16 protein-coding genes and 1 pseudogene are annotated in these 15,569 nt (G+C 70.1%); 8 read left to right on the top strand and 9 right to left on the bottom strand.

The window, feature by feature from the left end:
* The first annotated feature begins 5 nt into the window (after positions 1-5).
* Complete coding sequence (locus QSK37_RS24755) at positions 6-533, top strand: SRPBCC family protein (protein WP_285625344.1); 528 nt, start codon at positions 6-8, stop codon at positions 531-533.
* A 602-nt stretch (positions 534-1,135) separates the two neighbouring features.
* Here the strand turns inward: QSK37_RS24755 and QSK37_RS52070 are convergent.
* Together QSK37_RS52070 and QSK37_RS24760 are read right to left on the bottom strand one after the other, a co-directional pair.
* Positions 1,136-1,954: pseudogene (locus QSK37_RS52070) on the bottom strand (MptA/MptB family glycosyltransferase); the annotation flags it as partial.
* Between the two features lie 65 nt (positions 1,955-2,019).
* Complete coding sequence (locus tag QSK37_RS24760; RefSeq protein WP_285625347.1) at positions 2,020-2,412, bottom strand: cupin domain-containing protein; 393 nt, start codon at positions 2,410-2,412, stop codon at positions 2,020-2,022.
* 762 nt (positions 2,413-3,174) lie between these two features.
* On the opposite strand from QSK37_RS24760, the gene QSK37_RS24765 reads away from it, so the two are divergent.
* Positions 3,175-4,092 (top strand): hypothetical protein, encoded by a 918-nt coding sequence (locus QSK37_RS24765; RefSeq protein WP_285625350.1) that lies wholly within the window; start codon positions 3,175-3,177, stop codon positions 4,090-4,092.
* Between the two features lie 49 nt (positions 4,093-4,141).
* Here the strand turns inward: QSK37_RS24765 and QSK37_RS24770 are convergent, their stop codons facing one another.
* Positions 4,142-5,164 carry an LLM class flavin-dependent oxidoreductase gene (locus QSK37_RS24770; protein WP_285625353.1) on the bottom strand — a complete coding sequence of 341 codons (1,023 nt, stop codon included), beginning with the start codon at positions 5,162-5,164 and terminating at the stop codon, positions 4,142-4,144.
* Positions 5,165-5,300: 136 nt separating this feature from the next.
* Here QSK37_RS24770 and QSK37_RS24775 point away from each other — a divergent pair, with 136 nt between their 5' ends.
* Together QSK37_RS24775 and QSK37_RS24780 are read left to right on the top strand one after the other, a co-directional pair.
* Positions 5,301-5,519: a Scr1 family TA system antitoxin-like transcriptional regulator gene (locus tag QSK37_RS24775; RefSeq protein ID WP_285626155.1), complete on the top strand. Its 219-nt coding sequence runs from the start codon at positions 5,301-5,303 to the stop codon at positions 5,517-5,519.
* A gap of 91 nt (positions 5,520-5,610) precedes the next feature.
* Positions 5,611-5,706, top strand: a complete 96-nt coding sequence (locus tag QSK37_RS24780; RefSeq protein ID WP_285625354.1) for a DUF397 domain-containing protein — start codon at positions 5,611-5,613, stop codon at positions 5,704-5,706.
* A gap of 50 nt (positions 5,707-5,756) precedes the next feature.
* Here the strand turns inward: QSK37_RS24780 and QSK37_RS24785 are convergent, their stop codons facing one another.
* The 3 genes from QSK37_RS24785 to QSK37_RS24795 are packed head-to-tail and all read right to left on the bottom strand — an operon-like array spanning position 5,757 to position 8,087.
* On the bottom strand, positions 5,757-6,590 hold the full coding sequence (locus QSK37_RS24785; RefSeq protein WP_285625357.1) for an alpha/beta fold hydrolase: 834 nt from the start codon (positions 6,588-6,590) through the stop codon (positions 5,757-5,759).
* Positions 6,591-6,607: 17 nt separating this feature from the next.
* On the bottom strand, positions 6,608-6,802 hold the full coding sequence (locus tag QSK37_RS24790; protein WP_285625359.1) for a hypothetical protein: 195 nt from the start codon (positions 6,800-6,802) through the stop codon (positions 6,608-6,610).
* On the bottom strand, positions 6,789-8,087 hold the full coding sequence (locus tag QSK37_RS24795; RefSeq protein WP_285625362.1) for a PspC domain-containing protein: 1,299 nt from the start codon (positions 8,085-8,087) through the stop codon (positions 6,789-6,791). Before QSK37_RS24795 ends, QSK37_RS24790 begins: the two co-directional genes overlap by 14 nt.
* 130 nt (positions 8,088-8,217) lie before the next feature.
* Here QSK37_RS24795 and QSK37_RS24800 point away from each other — a divergent pair, with 130 nt between their 5' ends.
* A complete protein-coding gene (locus tag QSK37_RS24800; RefSeq protein WP_285625365.1) occupies positions 8,218-9,411 on the top strand; it encodes an ATP-binding protein in 1,194 nt (397 codons plus the stop codon).
* 13 nt (positions 9,412-9,424) lie between these two features.
* Complete coding sequence (locus tag QSK37_RS24805; protein ID WP_285582502.1) at positions 9,425-10,051, top strand: LuxR C-terminal-related transcriptional regulator; 627 nt, start codon at positions 9,425-9,427, stop codon at positions 10,049-10,051.
* Positions 10,052-10,062: 11 nt separating this feature from the next.
* On the opposite strand, the gene QSK37_RS24810 is transcribed toward QSK37_RS24805, so the two are convergent.
* The gene (locus QSK37_RS24810) at positions 10,063-10,494 is read right to left on the bottom strand and encodes a hypothetical protein (RefSeq protein ID WP_285625368.1); all 432 of its coding nucleotides are present in this window, start codon (positions 10,492-10,494) and stop codon (positions 10,063-10,065) included.
* Positions 10,495-10,585: 91 nt separating this feature from the next.
* On the opposite strand from QSK37_RS24810, the gene QSK37_RS24815 reads away from it, so the two are divergent.
* The gene (locus QSK37_RS24815) at positions 10,586-12,001 is read left to right on the top strand and encodes a serine/threonine-protein kinase (RefSeq protein ID WP_285625371.1); all 1,416 of its coding nucleotides are present in this window, start codon (positions 10,586-10,588) and stop codon (positions 11,999-12,001) included.
* Positions 12,002-12,278: 277 nt separating this feature from the next.
* Here the strand turns inward: QSK37_RS24815 and QSK37_RS24820 are convergent, their stop codons facing one another.
* Entirely contained in the window at positions 12,279-12,695 is a 417-nt protein-coding gene (locus QSK37_RS24820) for a DUF7134 domain-containing protein (protein WP_285625373.1), read from the bottom strand.
* 190 nt (positions 12,696-12,885) lie between these two features.
* Here QSK37_RS24820 and QSK37_RS24825 point away from each other — a divergent pair, with 190 nt between their 5' ends.
* The gene (locus QSK37_RS24825; RefSeq protein WP_285625376.1) at positions 12,886-14,037 is read left to right on the top strand and encodes a sensor histidine kinase; all 1,152 of its coding nucleotides are present in this window, start codon (positions 12,886-12,888) and stop codon (positions 14,035-14,037) included.
* Between the two features lie 7 nt (positions 14,038-14,044).
* Here QSK37_RS24825 and QSK37_RS24830 read toward each other — a convergent pair whose 3' ends face one another.
* A complete protein-coding gene (locus QSK37_RS24830) occupies positions 14,045-15,514 on the bottom strand; it encodes a right-handed parallel beta-helix repeat-containing protein (RefSeq protein ID WP_285625379.1) in 1,470 nt (489 codons plus the stop codon).
* Positions 15,515-15,569 lie beyond the last annotated feature (55 nt).

Consider the following 15,569-nt stretch of genomic DNA (forward strand, 5'->3'; position numbering starts at 1 on the left):
GCCGGATGCGCATACCACGATTCCCCGACCCCGCGGCGACGGGCACGGTGACCATCGGGGCGGAACCGGACGAGGCGTACAGCGTCATCAGCGATCCGCCGTCCATGGCCCTCCTCGCCGAGGAGACCTACAGCGCCCGCTGGCTGGACGGCGTCAACGCCCCCGCCGTCGGCGCCCGCTTCCGTGGCTACAACCGCAACGGGCCGCGTCGCTGGGCCACCACCTGCAGCATCACGGACGCCGATCCGGGTCGGCGCTTCGCCTACGAGGTGACGGCGCCGTTCAACGTTCCCGTCTCACGCTGGCAGTACGACATCGAGGCCACGGCGGACGGCTGCAAGGTCACCGAGACCAGCTGGGTGCGCGTGCCGCGCTGGTTCATCCCCTTCAGCATCGCGTTCACCGGCGTCGCCAACCGCGGCGGGGTCAACGGCGCCAACATCGCCGCCACACTGCGCCACCTCAAGGCGTACCTGGAGAGGAGACCCAACCTGCACACCGACGCCCGGCCGGTGGACACCGGTACGGGATAAGTTCGCCGCCGGAACCTCGGCCACCGGTTCGGCCGCCGGCGGCGGGTGCCGTGCCAGACGGTGACGACGAAGACCAGCAGCCACACCAGGTTCAGCCAGCGGACGGCGAGGTGCTGGTACCCGTCCACCCGCACTCCGGGCAGCGTCATCACGGCCAGCATCACGCCGCGGACCACGAGCGGCCCGTCCAGCCGGGCGTACGGCCGCAGCGGGAGGGCGGCGAGCAGCGGCAGGAGCATCGCGTCGTACCAGGGGTACTGCAGGGGCGAGACGAGTGTCGTGCCGAACGCCAGCACCGCGACGGGCAGGAGGCCGGTGTCCGGCACGCGGCGCCACAGGGCGAACGGCAGGCCCGACCGCCACCACAGGAACGCGGTCAGCGTCACGGCCAGCAGCGCCATCCACACGGCGTACAGGCCGTGGTGATTGAGAATGACGTCCGGAACCGGCAGGTACCGGTCCTTCTTGCGGCCGAGGCGGGTGTGCAGCGAGTGGACGGCGGCCGGTCCGGCCAGCAGGTAGCCGCCACCCGCGACGAGCAGGAGGCCCAGCGCGGTAGCCACCGATCGCCTGATCCGTGCCGGGCCGAACCAGGCGACGGCGACCAGCGCGGCGGCCGGGAACAGGAAGGACGCCTTGACCGCGACGGCCGCGCCCCCGGCGGCGCCGCCGAGGATTCCCAAGAGTGACCGGCGGCGCAGCAGCCACAGGGCCAGCACCAGGAAGAACACCGCGAACACGTCCGCGTGCCCGCTGCCGACCATCCAGAACAGCATGATCGGGTTGACCGTCCACAGCATGCAGGCCCGGACGCGGCGGACCGGGTCCGGACCCGCGAGGCGGTCGAGGAGGACGGCGGTGCCGGCGAACGCCGCCGCGTTCGCCCACTTGAGCAGGAAGATGATCCGCGCCATCGAGCCGGCGCCGACGTGCGCCGCCGCCCACTGGATCGCGGTCGTGACCGGCCCGTACACGGTCGGCACCCGCTGCCAGCCGCTCGGCAGCAGCACGCCGACCCGGTCGCCGGTACGCGCCAGCAGGAAGGGCGTCGTGACGTACGGGTCACGGCCGAGGTCGGCGATCCGCCCGTAGATCGCGTAGTTCAGGATGTCCACCGAGCCGGCCGGCGGCAGCAGCGCGAACACGCAGGCCGTGACGATGCCGGCGGCGAGCAGGCGTCCCGGGCCGGCGAGGCGCCCGCGGCGCAGGGCGTACAGGCCGGCCAGCGTGCCCGCCCCGGCGCTCAGCGCCGAGAACCAGGTCAGCGCGGTCACGACCGCGTGCGACGGCGAGGCGTGAAGCGTGAGGAACGGGCCGGTCGAGCCGAAGAACGGTACGGCGTCCGACGGGCCGAGCACCATGGTCGCGCACATCGCGGCGACGCTCGCCACCAGGGCGATCAGGGAGAGGGGACGCGCCATGTGACTCGACGCTATGGGGTCGATGTCGGCTTTCCACGGTCTGCTCCGTGGAGTTCACTCAACGCTCATCCACGGTTCGCGTGCAGACTGAGGGCATAGCCGGGACCGAGGTTGACCAGCTCACGGGGGTTGTCGGCGCCGTACACGCGGATGCGGTTGGCCCGCAGCGTGCGCTCGGCGACGCCCTGGTCGGTGATCGTCCGCTCGGACAGCTCGCCGGCGAGGACGGTGAGCACGGCGGCGCCCGGGTCGGCGTGGTGGCCGGGCGGCCAGACCGACAGCCACAGGTCGTTCGCGGCGGCGATCCGCACGGGCGTGCCGTCGAAGCGGGCGAGGTGCCACCAGTACGCGGGCCGGGCCGCGACCTCGCGGACGACGCCGGCCAGGCGGCCGACGGTGAGGCCGTCGACGGCCTCGGGGCTCTGCATGGTGAGATCGGGAATGGCCGAGAAGTTCATCAAGGGTCCTTCGGAGTGCGGCCGAACGCCGCGGGCTGACGTCTACGACGAAGATCAGGTCAGCGACAACACGAAGGACACAGCGCGATGACCGCGTGGCGGGACGCCACGTCGGCGGTCAGGAAGGTACGCGCTGGCATGGAAGAAGTCTGTAAGCCGTCACGGGGTCATGTCAAGCCGGACGAGCGCCCCTACCAGGCACGAAGCACTCAAACCGTACGGTGCCCCTGGAACAGTTCACCGGTTGGCCATTTCCGGTCCTGGTCTCGTACGCCGTCAGCCGCCACATCGGTGCGGTTTCGAGACGGGAGTTGATTATGGGACTCGATCGACGTCAGCGCCGGCCCGGACTTCCGGCATCTCTCGACGGTGCGCGGCCCGCTGCTCGCCCCGGTGCCCGCCGGCGCGCAGGTCCACTACCGCGTCCGGGCCGCCGACCCGCACCACGCGTCGCTGGTCTCGGCCCCGGCCACCGGCACGTTCGGCACCGCCCCGCGGACCCCTCGCCGGAGAAGGCGAAGGTCGCCGAGACCCTCGCGGAGTACCGCGGCCAGCACAAGTACAACCTGCTGGACGACAACCTGCGCGCCCTCGCCGCCCCGACGGTGAAGTTCCAGTGGGCCCCGCCGCAGGCCAACACCTCACCGCTGGAGGGCTATAGTTCTTCGGCGAGATCGCCATTAATGGCGAGTCGGGCGAATTGACCGCGAATCTGCGCGATTACACGGGAAAGGTGCTGTGGAGTGTTGTTCTTTTCCCTAAATGGTCGTCACGTTAGGTGCTCTTAAGGTAACGTCCTGTGACGTTCCATCCCCCCAACACGACATCATCAATCAACTCTTCCGCGACCATCCGCGGCTGGCCGTCGACATCCTTCACGATGTGATGGGCGTCGACGTGCCGATCGACCGGCCGGTGCGCGTGGAGAGCAACGACTTCAATGACCGGCCCTCTAAAGACTTCCAGCCCGACACGGTGATCGTCGTCGGCTCCCCGCAGGAGCCGGTGCACGGGATCATCGTGGAAGTCCAGCAGGAGAAGACCGAGGCGAAGCGTCGGCAGTTACCTCGCTACGCCGCGGCACTGTGGCTGATGCTGAGATGCCCTGTGACGGTGCTGTGCGTCTGTCCTGACGTGGACGTCGCGGCCTGGTATGCCGAGCCGATCGAAACCACCCTGCCCGGCTTCGTCCTCCGAGCCGTGGTGCTGGGGCCGAAACAGGTTCCGGTAATCACCGATCTTGAGGTGGCCGCCGCCCATCCCGAACTCGCCGCGCTGGGGGTAATGGTCCATGGCCGGAACCAGGAGGTACTCAGGACCTTCGCGTACGCCCTGAAGGCCGTGGAGGACAGCGAACACGGTGTGTATTACTCTGAATACGCATACGTTATGGCCACGCCCGAGGCTCAAAACATCCTAAGGAAGATCATGGCATCAACGGATTGGCCTGTTTTCAGCCCGTTCGCCAAGGAGCACTACGGCCGGGGTAAAGCCGACGGTCTGCAGGAAGGGGAGGCCAAGGGGGAGGCCAAGTCGATCCTGGCGATCTTGGCCGCCCGGCAGATCGAAGTGACCGAAGACGTTCGTGCCCGTATTCACAGCTGCACCGACATGGAGCAGCTGGACATGTGGCTCAAGCGTGCTGTCGTCGCTAACTCCGTGACGGACATATTCGACTGATCCGTCCGGTAAGCCCTGCTCGGGGGTGCCTACTTCGTCTCGGGGAAATCTAGGGTCGGAACGCGGGGATGACCTCCGCGCCGAAGCGGCGGATGCACTCCAGTTCCTGCTGGTGGTTCGGGCCTGACGCCATGCGGAAGGTCATGATGAGGTAGTTCGGGTCGAGTGCCTCCTGGAAGGCGCGGATCGAGGCGACACACTCGTCCGGGTTGCCGACGATCAGGCGGTCGATGCGGTGCTGGGCGAACTTGAAGTCTTCCTCTCTCGTTACGTCCTGGAGGAACGGCTCGCGGTCGGCCACCCAGCGCGGGACCTCCTTGAAGTAGAACCAGTGGTCGGCGCGGACGTGCGGCCACCAGGTGCGTTCGACGTCGGCCAAAGAGTCGGCGACCCAGCCGTCGCGTAGCAGGTTGACGCCCAGCTCGGGGGAGGTGCCGTACTCCTCGCCGGCGTTTCGGTACACCTCCGCCCAGTGCCTCATGACGTCGATGTTGTGCAGTGGATCGGTCGGCCAGGGGCAGCCGAAGCGGGCCGCTCGGCGTACGCCGGGTTCCGACATCGCGCCCAGCCAAAGCTCCGCGCCCACCGGTCGTGGGGTCACCCGGCCCTTGATGTCGAAGTGCCTACCGTGGAAGTCGATCTCCTCCCCGGCCCATGCGCGCTGGACGATCTCGATGCACTCCTCGAAGCGCGACACCTGGGAGGCGGGGTCGATCCCGTACAGCTCGAACTCGGACGGGAAGTTTCCCAGCCCGCAGCCCAGTCGCAGCCGGCCGCCCGAGATGATGTCGACCATCGCCCCGTGCTCGGCGACGTGGATCGGGTGCTCGAACGGCAGCAGGTGGATCGTCGTGCCGATCTCGACGCGCTCGGTGATGGCGGCCAGCGCCCCGAGCGCCGCCCACGGTGAGGGCGGGTAGCCGTCGGGCATCATGTGGTGTTCCGGCACGAAGAGGCCGTCGAAGCCCGCCTGTTCGGAGATCCTGGCCGCGGCCAGGATCTCCTGCCACCGCCCGACGAGGTTCGCCCCGCCGGACGGGTCCTGAGGACGGAACAGGATGCCGAACTTCATCTTCAGCCCTCTCCTCATGCCGTCTCTCGACATGACCGTCCACCAGCGTATCGGTCAAGGACTCGGTTGAACATACCAAAAAGTATTGCCGGGAATTAATTCCGAGCATTCTCGGGCCGATTAAAATTGTAGGTGACTGGCGTCGGTCCCTGGCCTACTCCAGACGCCGGAGTACGCGCGTGCGCTCCTCAACGGTGATGAGGAGGCCGTTCGGGCGCGAATGGAACGGCGGAACATCCTTGCCAGGGAAAATCCACCGATGGTGCACGTCGTGCTGGATGAGGCGGTGCTCTACCGAGAGCGCGGGGGAAAGAGGCGACGTGCGGTCAACTCGAACACCTTGCGGCGTCCGTAGGGCCTCGGCTGACGCTGCAAGTAGCCATTAGGACGTTCGCCCTTCCGCAGCAGGAGTCCCTCGACCTGATCAAAAAGGTGATTGAGGAAAGATGGACGTGACGAATCTCGACTGGCGTAAGTCGGCGTGCAGCGGTGAGAACGGCGGCGACTGCGTCGAGGTCGCCGTCATCGAGAGCCGCGACTGAACGTTCCCTCCACCGCTACGGCCCCTCCTCCGTGAGGGGCCGTACCCGGGTCAGCTCAGCTGCCGGAGGAAGGCGACAAGAGCAGCGGTGAGTTCGGCCGGCGCGTCCTCTTGGACGAGGTGCCCCGCGCCGGCGATCGTTTCCAGCCGCGCGCCCGGGATGCGGGCGGCGAGTTCCGGTCCTTTCGCCACGGGGATCCAGGTGTCGTCTTGGCCCCAGCACACCAGCGTCGGGAGGTCGATCCTCCCGTACTGATCCTGGACTTCGTCGGTGTGGAGCTGGTCGGCCTGGGCGATCTGACGATAGAAGGCCGCCTGGCCGGGGTCGCCGAGCCAGGGCTGGACGAGCCGGTCGAGGACGGCGGGGTGCAGGCCGGGGCTGCTGGCCGAGCTGACGTACTCGCGCACGAGGGCGCGGTGCAGCGCGGGCGGCAGCGCTTCGAAGACCTCGGAGTGCGAGCCGACGAGCCGGAAGAACGGGGAACCCCACGGGGCCAGCGCGACCGGGTCGACCAGAGCGAGCGCGCGGTAGCGAACACCGTGCAGCAGATGCGCCCGCAAGGAGATGGCACCACCGAAGTCGTGGGCGACCACCAGCGGTTCTTCCATGCCCCAGTGCGTCAGGATCTCGGTGAAGACCCGGCCCTGGGCGGCCAGAGACACATCCTGGCCGGCGAACTTCTCCGACGCGCCGTAACCGGGCATGTCCCACACGAACACCTGGTAGTCGCGGGCGAGCGCGCGGGCGACGGCGCGCCAGACGTACGAGGAGAAGGGGGTGCCGTGGAGCAGCACGACCGGAGACCGGCCGGGCTCTCCGAGGTGGTCCCACCGGACATCACCCGACGTGCTGCGGAAAGTCTCAGACAGCTGCCATTCACTCATGGCTACTGTCCTACCAGTCACTGCTCGCGGCGGCGGGAGCGGAAGATCATGCGCAGGACGACGATCAGGACGATGGAGCCCAGCACGAACGGCGCCGCCCAGGGGAACGACACGGGGTGGCCGCCGAGGCCCTCGGCCAGGTAGCGGCCCGCGACCGTCAGGAACAGCAGGCCCGCGACCAGCGACGACGGGTCGAACCTATGCCGGAACACGCACGACCTCCATGTCGCCGACCTTGCTGCGGATGCGCAGCGCGATCGTCGCCGTCGCGGGGGTGCCGCCCTCCGGGTCCAGCACGCGGTGGACGCGGGCGCCCGGGCCGCTCGTCACCTGGCGGTCCACCGTGATGTCGCCCAGGTAGGCGTGGCCGTCCACCTCGATGCGGGCCGTGCTCGGCACCTTGACCGCCAGCACCCCGAGCGTCACCTCGGCGTTGACCTGGAGCCGCTGGCCCGGCGACAGCGGCACGTCCGTCAGGTCGACCACGCCCTGCCCGACGAAGACCTTGTGGGTCTGCTCGGCCTGGGAGGCGACCGCCGGGCGCCACACCATGTGGTGGGTGCGGCGCGCGACCGTGGAGTTACCGGCGATCGAGGTGGATGCGAGGGCGAGAGACATGATCGCTCCAACGAGAACGAGCTTGCGGACCCGGCCGAACCAGGAACCGAGGAGGAGGCCGACGGCGACGACGATGAGCGCCCCGGCGATGACGATCTGGAGGCCGCTGAAGTGCGGGCGGTGACCGAAACCGGCGTAGAGCGCGGCGGCGACCAGCGCGGCGGTCAGCAGGGTGAGCGCCGTCAGGTACGACGGCCGGTGCGGGGAGCACGGAGCAGGCGGCGGCGGGACGCTGCCGGGGGCGTACGGGCCCGCGGGGAACCGGTCGGTGCCGAGCGGCTGGGTGGTGCTCTCCGGGGCCGGCGGCGCGTACGGGCCGGCCGCGTAACCGTCGGTGCGGCGGCCGAGGCGGGCGAGGTCGATCATGCCGTCCGACATCGCGTACGTCGGCGGCGGTGACGGGGGCGGCGTCCAGGAGCCCAGCGGGTGGCCCTTGAGGCGGTCCGGCAGGTTTCGTGCGGTCTGGGCGAGATCGACGCCGCGCGACCGGGCCACGAGCAGCGCCAGGCCGAACACCACGACGACGCACAGCGCCTCGCCGGACCCCCAGCTGTTCACGACGCCGACCAGCATGCCGGCGCCCAGCCCCGCGCCGAGCAGCGCCAGCGCGGTGTCGCCGTCGAACAGGCGTTTGCCGGTCCGCTCGACCCATGAGGGCCCGCCGTCGGGGGCTCCCATGAGCAGGAAGGCCGCGATGTAGAGCAGGATGCCGACACCGGTGGTGATGACCAGCAGCGCGAACCCGACCCGGAACACGATGGCGTCGATGCGCGTATAACGAGCGAGGCCGGCGCACACTCCCGTGATCAGACGGCCCTCCTGGGAGCGGAGGAGCCGCCGCGGCGGGGAGCCGGGCGTCTCGGCGCTGTCCTCGTTCATGCGTTATATCGTCTCGTGCCTCTGTCGCGGCCACCATCCGGGAGGACCCTGACTCGTCCCTGAGGACCTCCGGGATCTCCCAGGGCCCTCCCCGATGCGAGAGCGGCACGGAACGTGTGACCATCTCCTTGTGTCCGAAACGCCCGGCGGGGAGACCGCGCAGCAGGTCCCCGCCCGCCTCGAACGACGGGTCGGCCAGCGGCTCGTCGGTGGCGTGTGCTCCGGACTGGCCGGGCATCTCGGCCTGGAGGTGATCGTCGTACGCGTGGCGTTCGCCGTGCTGCTGGCCGCCGGCGTGGGCGTCGTCGCCTACGTCGCGCTCTGGCTGCTGGTGCCGCAGCGCGACGAGCCCGCGGGCCCACGCAACATCGGGCAGCTCTTCGCGTACGCGGCGCTGGTCGTGGGGCTGTGCCTGTTCACGTGGGGTGCGGGCGCGCTGAACTGGGCCGTGTGGCCGATCGTCGCGGGCGGCATCGGTGTCGGGATCATCTGGCAGCAGGCCGACCCGGAACGCCGGCGCCGGTGGGTCCGCAGCTCCGAGTCGATGTGGCTGCGCAGCGTCATCGGGACGCTGCTGGTGATCGCCGGGCTCGTCGCGTTCCTCGCCGAGAAGATCCACCCCGGACAGGCCGGGCAGGTGCTGCTCGGCTCCACCGTCGTCCTGGCCGGTGTCGCCGTCGTCGTCGCGCCGTGGCTGCTGCGGATGTGGCGCGACCTGGACGCCGAGCGCCGCGAACGCATCCGCTCGCAGGAGCGCGCCGAGGTCGCCGCGCACGTGCACGACTCCGTCCTGCACACCCTCACGCTGATCCAGCGCAGTGCGAACGACCCGCGGGAGGTGCAGCGGCTGGCGCGGTCGCAGGAACGCGACCTGCGCGCCTGGCTGTACGAGCCCAAGGCCGACGCCGAACAGCACCTGGCCGCCGCCGTGCGCAAGGCCGCCGCCGAGGTCGAGGACCACCACGGCATGCCGATCGAGGTGGTGTGCGTGGGCGACTGCCCTCTGGACGACCGCCTGGGCGCGATGCTCCAGGCCGCACGCGAGGCCATGGTCAATGCCGCCAAGTACGCGGACGGAGAGCCGGGCGACCAGGGCCGTACGTCGTCGGTGTCGGTCTACGCCGAGGTGGCCGGCGACGATGTGTCGATCTTCGTACGGGACCGGGGCCGCGGCTTCGACCTGGACGCCATCCCGCACGACCGGATGGGCCTGAGAGAGTCCATCATCGGCCGGATGGAGCGCAACGGCGGCAAGGCCGAGATCCGTACGGCCCCGGGCGACGGCACGGAGGTCCGACTTGAGATGCGGCGTAACCCTAGGTGAAGCGAGAGACTCGATGACGCGCGTGGTACTGGTCGATGACCATCAGATGTTCCGGAGCGGGGTAAAGGCCGAGCTGGGCGAGTCCGTGGAGATCGTCGGTGAGGCCGGCGACGTCGACGAGGCGGTCGAAGTGATCAAGGCGGCGGAGCCGGACGTCGTCCTGCTGGACGTGCACCTGCCCGGCGGCGGTGGCGTCGAGGTGCTCCGCCGGGTGCTGCCGTCGGAGACGCGGTTCCTCGCCCTGTCGGTGTCCGACGCCGCCGAGGACGTCATCGGCGTCGTACGCGGCGGCGCCCGCGGCTATGTCACCAAGACGATATCCGGGGGCGAGCTGACCCAGGCGATCGAGCGGGTGGCCGAGGGCGACGCGGTGTTCTCGCCGCGGCTGGCGGGCTTCGTCCTGGACGCCTTCGCCGCCGCCGACGTGCCGGCCATCGACCCGGAGCTGGACCAGCTCACCCAGCGCGAACGCGAGGTGCTGCGCCTGATCGCCCGCGGCTATGCGTACAAGGAGATCGCCAAGGAGCTGTTCATCTCGGTCAAGACCGTCGAGACCCATGTGAGCAGCGTGCTGCGCAAACTCCAGCTGTCCAACCGGCACGAGCTCTCCCGCTGGGCCGCCGCCCGCCGCCTCGTCTGAGAGCCGTCCGCTCAGCAGTAGGGGCCCAGGGCCTTCTTGATCTCGGCGGGCGCGTTCTTCATCTTCGGGTTGCCGCACAGGCCGTCGGTCCCGTAGGTCACGAGGCGCAGTTCGCCGTTCTGCATGCGGACCACGGCACGCGCCGGGTCGGACCCCGGATATCGCATGGGAACGGTCGCCCAGCCGTCCTGGCACACCACCTTGGTGGAGACGATGACGCCGGTGGAATGGTCCGCCGACGAGACGGCGTCGGCGATCTCGGCGCGCGACGGGCAGGTGGGCGACGCCACGGCGGTCGGGGAGGCGGGCGCCCGGGTCGGGGCGGTGGCGGTCGGCCGAGCGGGAGTGTCCGCCTTCGCGCTCTCGTCCCCGGACCGGCAGGCGGTCGACAGGCAGGCGAGGGTCACCACGGCGACCAGGACGGCCGGTCGGAATGGGGACACGCGGCCTCCACCATCGATTTTCACCGGGGGAGTTCTGCGTTGCGCCCGGTCCGGTCTGCGATCAATATAGTCGCGGCACCGAGTGGGGAGTGTGGAATTGCGCAGCGAAGATTTGCCGGAGGCCATCGGAAAGTACCGTCCGCAGTCCCATCTGGCCGCCGGCGGGATGGGCCGGGTCTTCCTCGCCCTCGACCCCGAAGGACGGACTGTCGCACTCAAACAACTCCACCCTTCCATCGCCTATGACGACGGCATGCGGGAGCGGCTTCGGCGCGAGGTCGCGGCGATGCGGCGAATTCGCAGTCCGCGGGTGGCGCAGCTCATCGACGCGGATTTGGACGTTGTTCCCCCGTACCTGGTCACCGGCTATGTGCAGGGCCGGACCCTGCACGACGTCGTCAAGTCGGACGGTCCTTTGCGGGGAGACAGACTGCGGCGAATAGCGCGCGGAGTCGCCGAGGCCCTCGTCGCGATCCATGCCGCCGGCCACGTCCACCGTGATCTCAAGCCGGCCAATGTGATGGTGGTCGACGACGACCCGGTCGTGATCGATTTCGGGATCGCCCAGGAGCACGACGCGACCCGCATCACGCAGGACGGCGGTGCCATCGGGACGCTCGGCTACATGGCGCCGGAAGTGCTCGAAGGCGGAACGGCGGGCCCACCCGCCGACATCTTCGCCTGGGGCGCGACCGTGGCCTACGCGGCGACCGGGCGACCGGCCTTCGGCGGGGGCGGAGTGCAGGCGGTCGCCCTGCGAACCTACCGGGGAGCGGCCGACCTCGACGGCGTGCCGGACGAACTGCGTCCCCTGCTGTCGGCCGCGCTCGCCCCGGCCGCCGAAGCCCGGCCCGACGCGAACACGGTCCTCGGCACGATGGCGGCGCCGGCGGGGCCGACCTCGTTCTTCCCGGCTAACGCCGCGCCGGCTCCACCTGCCGCGCCGGTTCGCCGTAACGGCCGGAGACGGTCGGCGATCGTCATTCCCCTGTCCGCGGTGGCGATGGTCGCCGTCGTCATCCTCGCCATCGTCGCCCTGCGCCCGAACGGCAAGGGATCGCCGAAGCCGCCGGCCGCGACGAGAACGGTGGTGACAAGTCAGCCCAGGCCCTCGTATCGCGAACCGATCGCGAACTGGGGTCCCGGCCAGAAGTTCCAGAAGTTCCTCGAAGCCAACAATGGCAAGAGGGTGTACATCCTGGCGGACCTGGACGAGGCCATCGTTCCTCAGGACGGGCAAGGTCAACCGTACGACGCGTCCCATGCGGAAGACGGCGCGACCTTCACTTTGTGGACGAGTTGCACCGAGAAGCTGGCGGCGGGAGAGGAACCGACCAGCGACAAATGCGCCGCCATCCTGGTCGAGATTCTGCCGGAGAGCGCCGCCTGGAGCGGTTTTTCGTGGGTCCATGGCGCCTACAAGGTCCAGGGCAACTTCGAGATCGCGGAGGGGGCCGTGCACCAAGGGGTGGCACCCTTTACCCTGAAGCCGGCTCCGGCTGCCTGAGAAATGCACTGGCGTACGCTCTGGCAGCGCGATCTTCGCGACGCACCGGGCGAGGCCCCGGTCCTGGCCGGCGCGACCGCGGTTCTTCCCGGTGACCCCGTCCGGGTGGCGGTCACCGAGGAGCTCTCCTACTCCACGGGGCTCACCTGCGACGACACCGATGTGTACCGCCTGTCCGACGGCCAGGACGGCGGGTTCCTGTCGATCGGGTACGAGCGGTGGTTCGCCACGCCCCGCATCGAGGTGGCCGAGGTCGGCGGGGCGCCCGCCGTGGTGGTCAACACCTCCCGCGGACTCCGCGTCCGCTCCACCGACCGTACGGTCTCGCCACCAGGCCCGCCCGGCCGCCCCGCGCGACGGCGATCGTGTAGAGAGCGACCTGCCCGGGCAGGAACTGCGGCCCGTGCTCCCTCATCGCGCCGTGCGCCACCGCCAGCAGCACGGTGACGACCAGCACGCCCACCGGCCACCGTCGCCGCACGAGCAGCACGGCACAGGCCGCCGCGGCGTACCCGTAGTCCACCGGTCCCAGCACCCGTCTGGTCGGCGGGCGGCCGGCGAACCGCATCATCCCCAGGGTCAGGAACAACGCGACGAGCACCACGGCCACGTCGACGACCCGGGGGTACCGCCGCCACCACGCCTGGTCGCCTCCCACGCTCACCACCTCACCGTACGCACCCGGGCCCGGCACCGAGCACACGGTAAACGCCCGCTTCCGGCGGCACGTCAGCCCGCCGGGCCACCCCGTATACCGCGTCCGCGGTACATCGACCGGCCTGCGATGATCACTCACTGTGCCCGACTTGTCTACACAGCGAAATCGTTCCTAGAGTGAGGCCATTCGTGCGACCGAACCGGCACCGACAGGCAGAGGGGTGGGCATGAGCGTCACCGACCACTCCAACTGTGGTGAGGTGCGGCGGCTCGCCGAAGAGCGGGGTGCGCTGCAACATGTCGCGACTCTGGTCGCGCGGGGCGCCTCGCCGTCGGTGATCTTCAACGCGGCCGCCTGCGCGCTCGGCGGCCTGATCAAGGCCGACTACACCGCGATCAACCGGTACGAGGGCGACCGGACGATGTCGATCATGGCGTTCTGGCGCGCTCCCGGCACGCCCGACATCGGGCCGCCCTTCGGCGGGCGCTGGACGCTCGGTGACGACACCCCGTCGGCCGCGGTGCTGCGGGGGCACCGGCCGAGCAGCCGCGCGAGCGCGACGATCAACAGCGACATCGGCGGCTGGCACCGGGAGCACCGGATCGGTCACGTCGTGGCCTGCCCCGTCATCGTCGACGATCACCTCTGGGGCACGATGACGGCCCTGTACCTCGGCGCCGAGCCGCCGAAGGGCGACGTCGAGGAGCGCATGGGCAAGTTCGTCGAGCTCCTCAACTGCGCGATCATCCAGGCCAAGACGCGCTGCGAGCTCATCGCCTCCCGCGCCCGCCTTGTCACCAGCGCCGACGCGACCCGGCGCCGGATCGAGCGCGACCTGCACGACGGAGCCCAACAGCACCTGATCTCCCTCGCGCTCCGGCTCCGCGAGGCGGAGGAGAGCGTGCCGCCGGGGAACGAAGAACTCCGGCGGCGGCTGTCCGAGGCCGTCCAGGACCTGACGGGCACCATCGACGAGCTCCGCGAAGTGTCCGTGGGCCTGCGCCCGCCGACGCTGGCGGCACGTGGACTGGACGCGGCGCTCACGCAGCTCGTGGCCCGGTCCCCGGTGCCCGTCGAGCTCCACATCGACGCCGACCGGCGGCTCGACGAGGAGATCGAGGTGAGCCTGTACTACGTGGTGTCCGAGGCGCTGACGAACGTGCTGAAACACGCGAACGCGTCGACGGTGAGCGTCGACCTCGCCAAACAGGACAGCCAGGTCCGCTTGGCGGTCCGCGACGACGGCGTCGGAGGAGCCGATCCCACGCGGGGCTCCGGCCTCACCGGTCTCCGCGACCGTGTCGAGGCGCTGGGCGGCATCCTGCAGATCACCAGCCCGACCGGGCACGGCACGTCAGTCGTCGTGACGATCGGCTGAGTACGGCTCAGGGGGCGGGTCGGGCCGGGGTCGCCAGCCAGTCGCAGCCCTTCGGGACCGGCCGGCCCGGCCTGTACGCCGCGCAGGCCGTCACGACGGCGGTCTTGGCCGGGTTGCCCTGCTGGGCGTACGGGCCGCCCGCCGACGGGTGGTCGCAGGTCGGCAGGGACGCCGGGTCGCTGCGCGGGTAGCCCCGCGACGAGGCGTTGCTCTGCCAGCAGTTGCGGTCGCCCTGCTCGTCCCACCAGAAGTCGACGCCGTTCGGGGCGGCGGTGCCCTCCGGCGTGACGCCCGTGAGGTTGCCGACGTAGCGGTTGCCGTGGGAGGTGTCGCGCGCCTTGGCCGGGTCGGTCTCGCCCCGGCGGCTCGCCGGGATCCAGTACTGGGCGAAGCCGTACCGCCAGTTGTCGTAGACCATGTTGCTCGCGTAGGTGTTCTCGTCACCGCCCGCGAGCAGCATGCCGGTGCCCACCGGGACCGCGCGGCGCGGGCAGCGCGCGTGGCAGTCGTGGTAGAAGTCCGCGTTGTTGCCGAAGACCCGGTTGGCCACGAACATCGCGTGGTTCTGCGGCATGCCGACGGCCTGCACGCTGCTGTCCAGCATCGCCCCGGTGGAGTTGCCGTTGAAGGTGTTGTCGTGGACGTACACCGAGTCGCCGGCCGTGCCGGAGTAGCCGATCAGGTTGCCGTACGACGCGCAGCGCCGGATCTCGACGGACAGCCGGCCGCCCCGCTGGTCGGCGGCCGACGCCGTGGCGATGCCGGCGTCGCCGTTGCCGGACGCCGAGCAGTCGGTGATCAACCCGTGGTCGGAGGTGTAGGCCGCGAGCCCGTGCCCGCCGTTGGCCAGGCCGGTGACGTGGTCGAGGGTGAACCCGTCGGTCTCGCTGACACTCACGCCGTCTTCGGTGAAGCCGCGGACGGTCACGCCGCGCAGGTAGAAGCCGTTCGCCCGCTCGGCGCGGACGCCGACCTGCTTCTTGCCCTCGATGATCACCGAACCGCCGACGCCTTCGATCTGCAGGCCGGGCTGGCCGGTGACGCTGATCAGGCTCTGCAGGTGGGGGCAGGCGCGCTGGTCGTCGTACGACAGGGGCGTGGCGTCGTCCAACGAGGCGCACCGGCCCTTCGGCGCGCGGAGCGAGGACGGCTCGTGGTAGGTGCCGGGCAGCACGTAGATCGTGGTGCCCGGTGAGCGTACGGCGTCGACGGCGGCCTGGATCTCGTGGTACCGGCACTCGGCCGCGAGCTCGCGGGCCAGGCCGGTCAGCGAGGCGCCGGTACGGCAGACGACCAGGCGCGGCGAGGCGGCCGCCGGGCGGTAGGCGGGGACGGTGCCGGGAGCCGACGTGGTCGTCCCGGCGGCGGTCAGAGGCGTGACCGTGCCCGCTTCAGCGGCCCAAGCCGACGAGGCGAACCAGACGGTGGTCACGGTGAAGACGATCGCGGCGAGAAAACGCCGCACGAACCGCCCCATTTTCCTCCCATACAGGGCCGCAGGATGCTCCCACGTGCATCATGCAGGGCCACCG

Source organism: Actinoallomurus iriomotensis, assembly GCF_030269445.1.
GTDB classification, from domain to species: Bacteria; Actinomycetota; Actinomycetes; order Streptosporangiales; family Streptosporangiaceae; genus Actinoallomurus; species Actinoallomurus iriomotensis.

Excerpts from the sequence above, each read along its gene's own strand:
- QSK37_RS24830 (WP_285625379.1), bottom strand. The coding sequence starts at position 15,514 with ATGGGGCGGTTCGTGCGGCGTTTTCTCGCCGCGATCGTCTTCACCGTG.
- QSK37_RS24755 (WP_285625344.1), top strand. The coding sequence starts at position 6 with ATGCGCATACCACGATTCCCCGACCCCGCGGCGACGGGCACGGTGACC.
- QSK37_RS24825 (WP_285625376.1), top strand. The coding sequence starts at position 12,886 with ATGAGCGTCACCGACCACTCCAACTGTGGTGAGGTGCGGCGGCTCGCC.
- QSK37_RS24770 (WP_285625353.1), bottom strand. The coding sequence starts at position 5,164 with ATGAAGTTCGGCATCCTGTTCCGTCCTCAGGACCCGTCCGGCGGGGCG.
- QSK37_RS24765 (WP_285625350.1), top strand. The coding sequence starts at position 3,175 with ATGGTCGTCACGTTAGGTGCTCTTAAGGTAACGTCCTGTGACGTTCCA.
- QSK37_RS24780 (WP_285625354.1), top strand. The coding sequence starts at position 5,611 with ATGGACGTGACGAATCTCGACTGGCGTAAGTCGGCGTGCAGCGGTGAG.
- QSK37_RS24760 (WP_285625347.1), bottom strand. The coding sequence starts at position 2,412 with ATGAACTTCTCGGCCATTCCCGATCTCACCATGCAGAGCCCCGAGGCC.
- QSK37_RS24785 (WP_285625357.1), bottom strand. The coding sequence starts at position 6,590 with ATGAGTGAATGGCAGCTGTCTGAGACTTTCCGCAGCACGTCGGGTGAT.
- QSK37_RS24805 (WP_285582502.1), top strand. The coding sequence starts at position 9,425 with ATGACGCGCGTGGTACTGGTCGATGACCATCAGATGTTCCGGAGCGGG.
- QSK37_RS24795 (WP_285625362.1), bottom strand. The coding sequence starts at position 8,087 with ATGAACGAGGACAGCGCCGAGACGCCCGGCTCCCCGCCGCGGCGGCTC.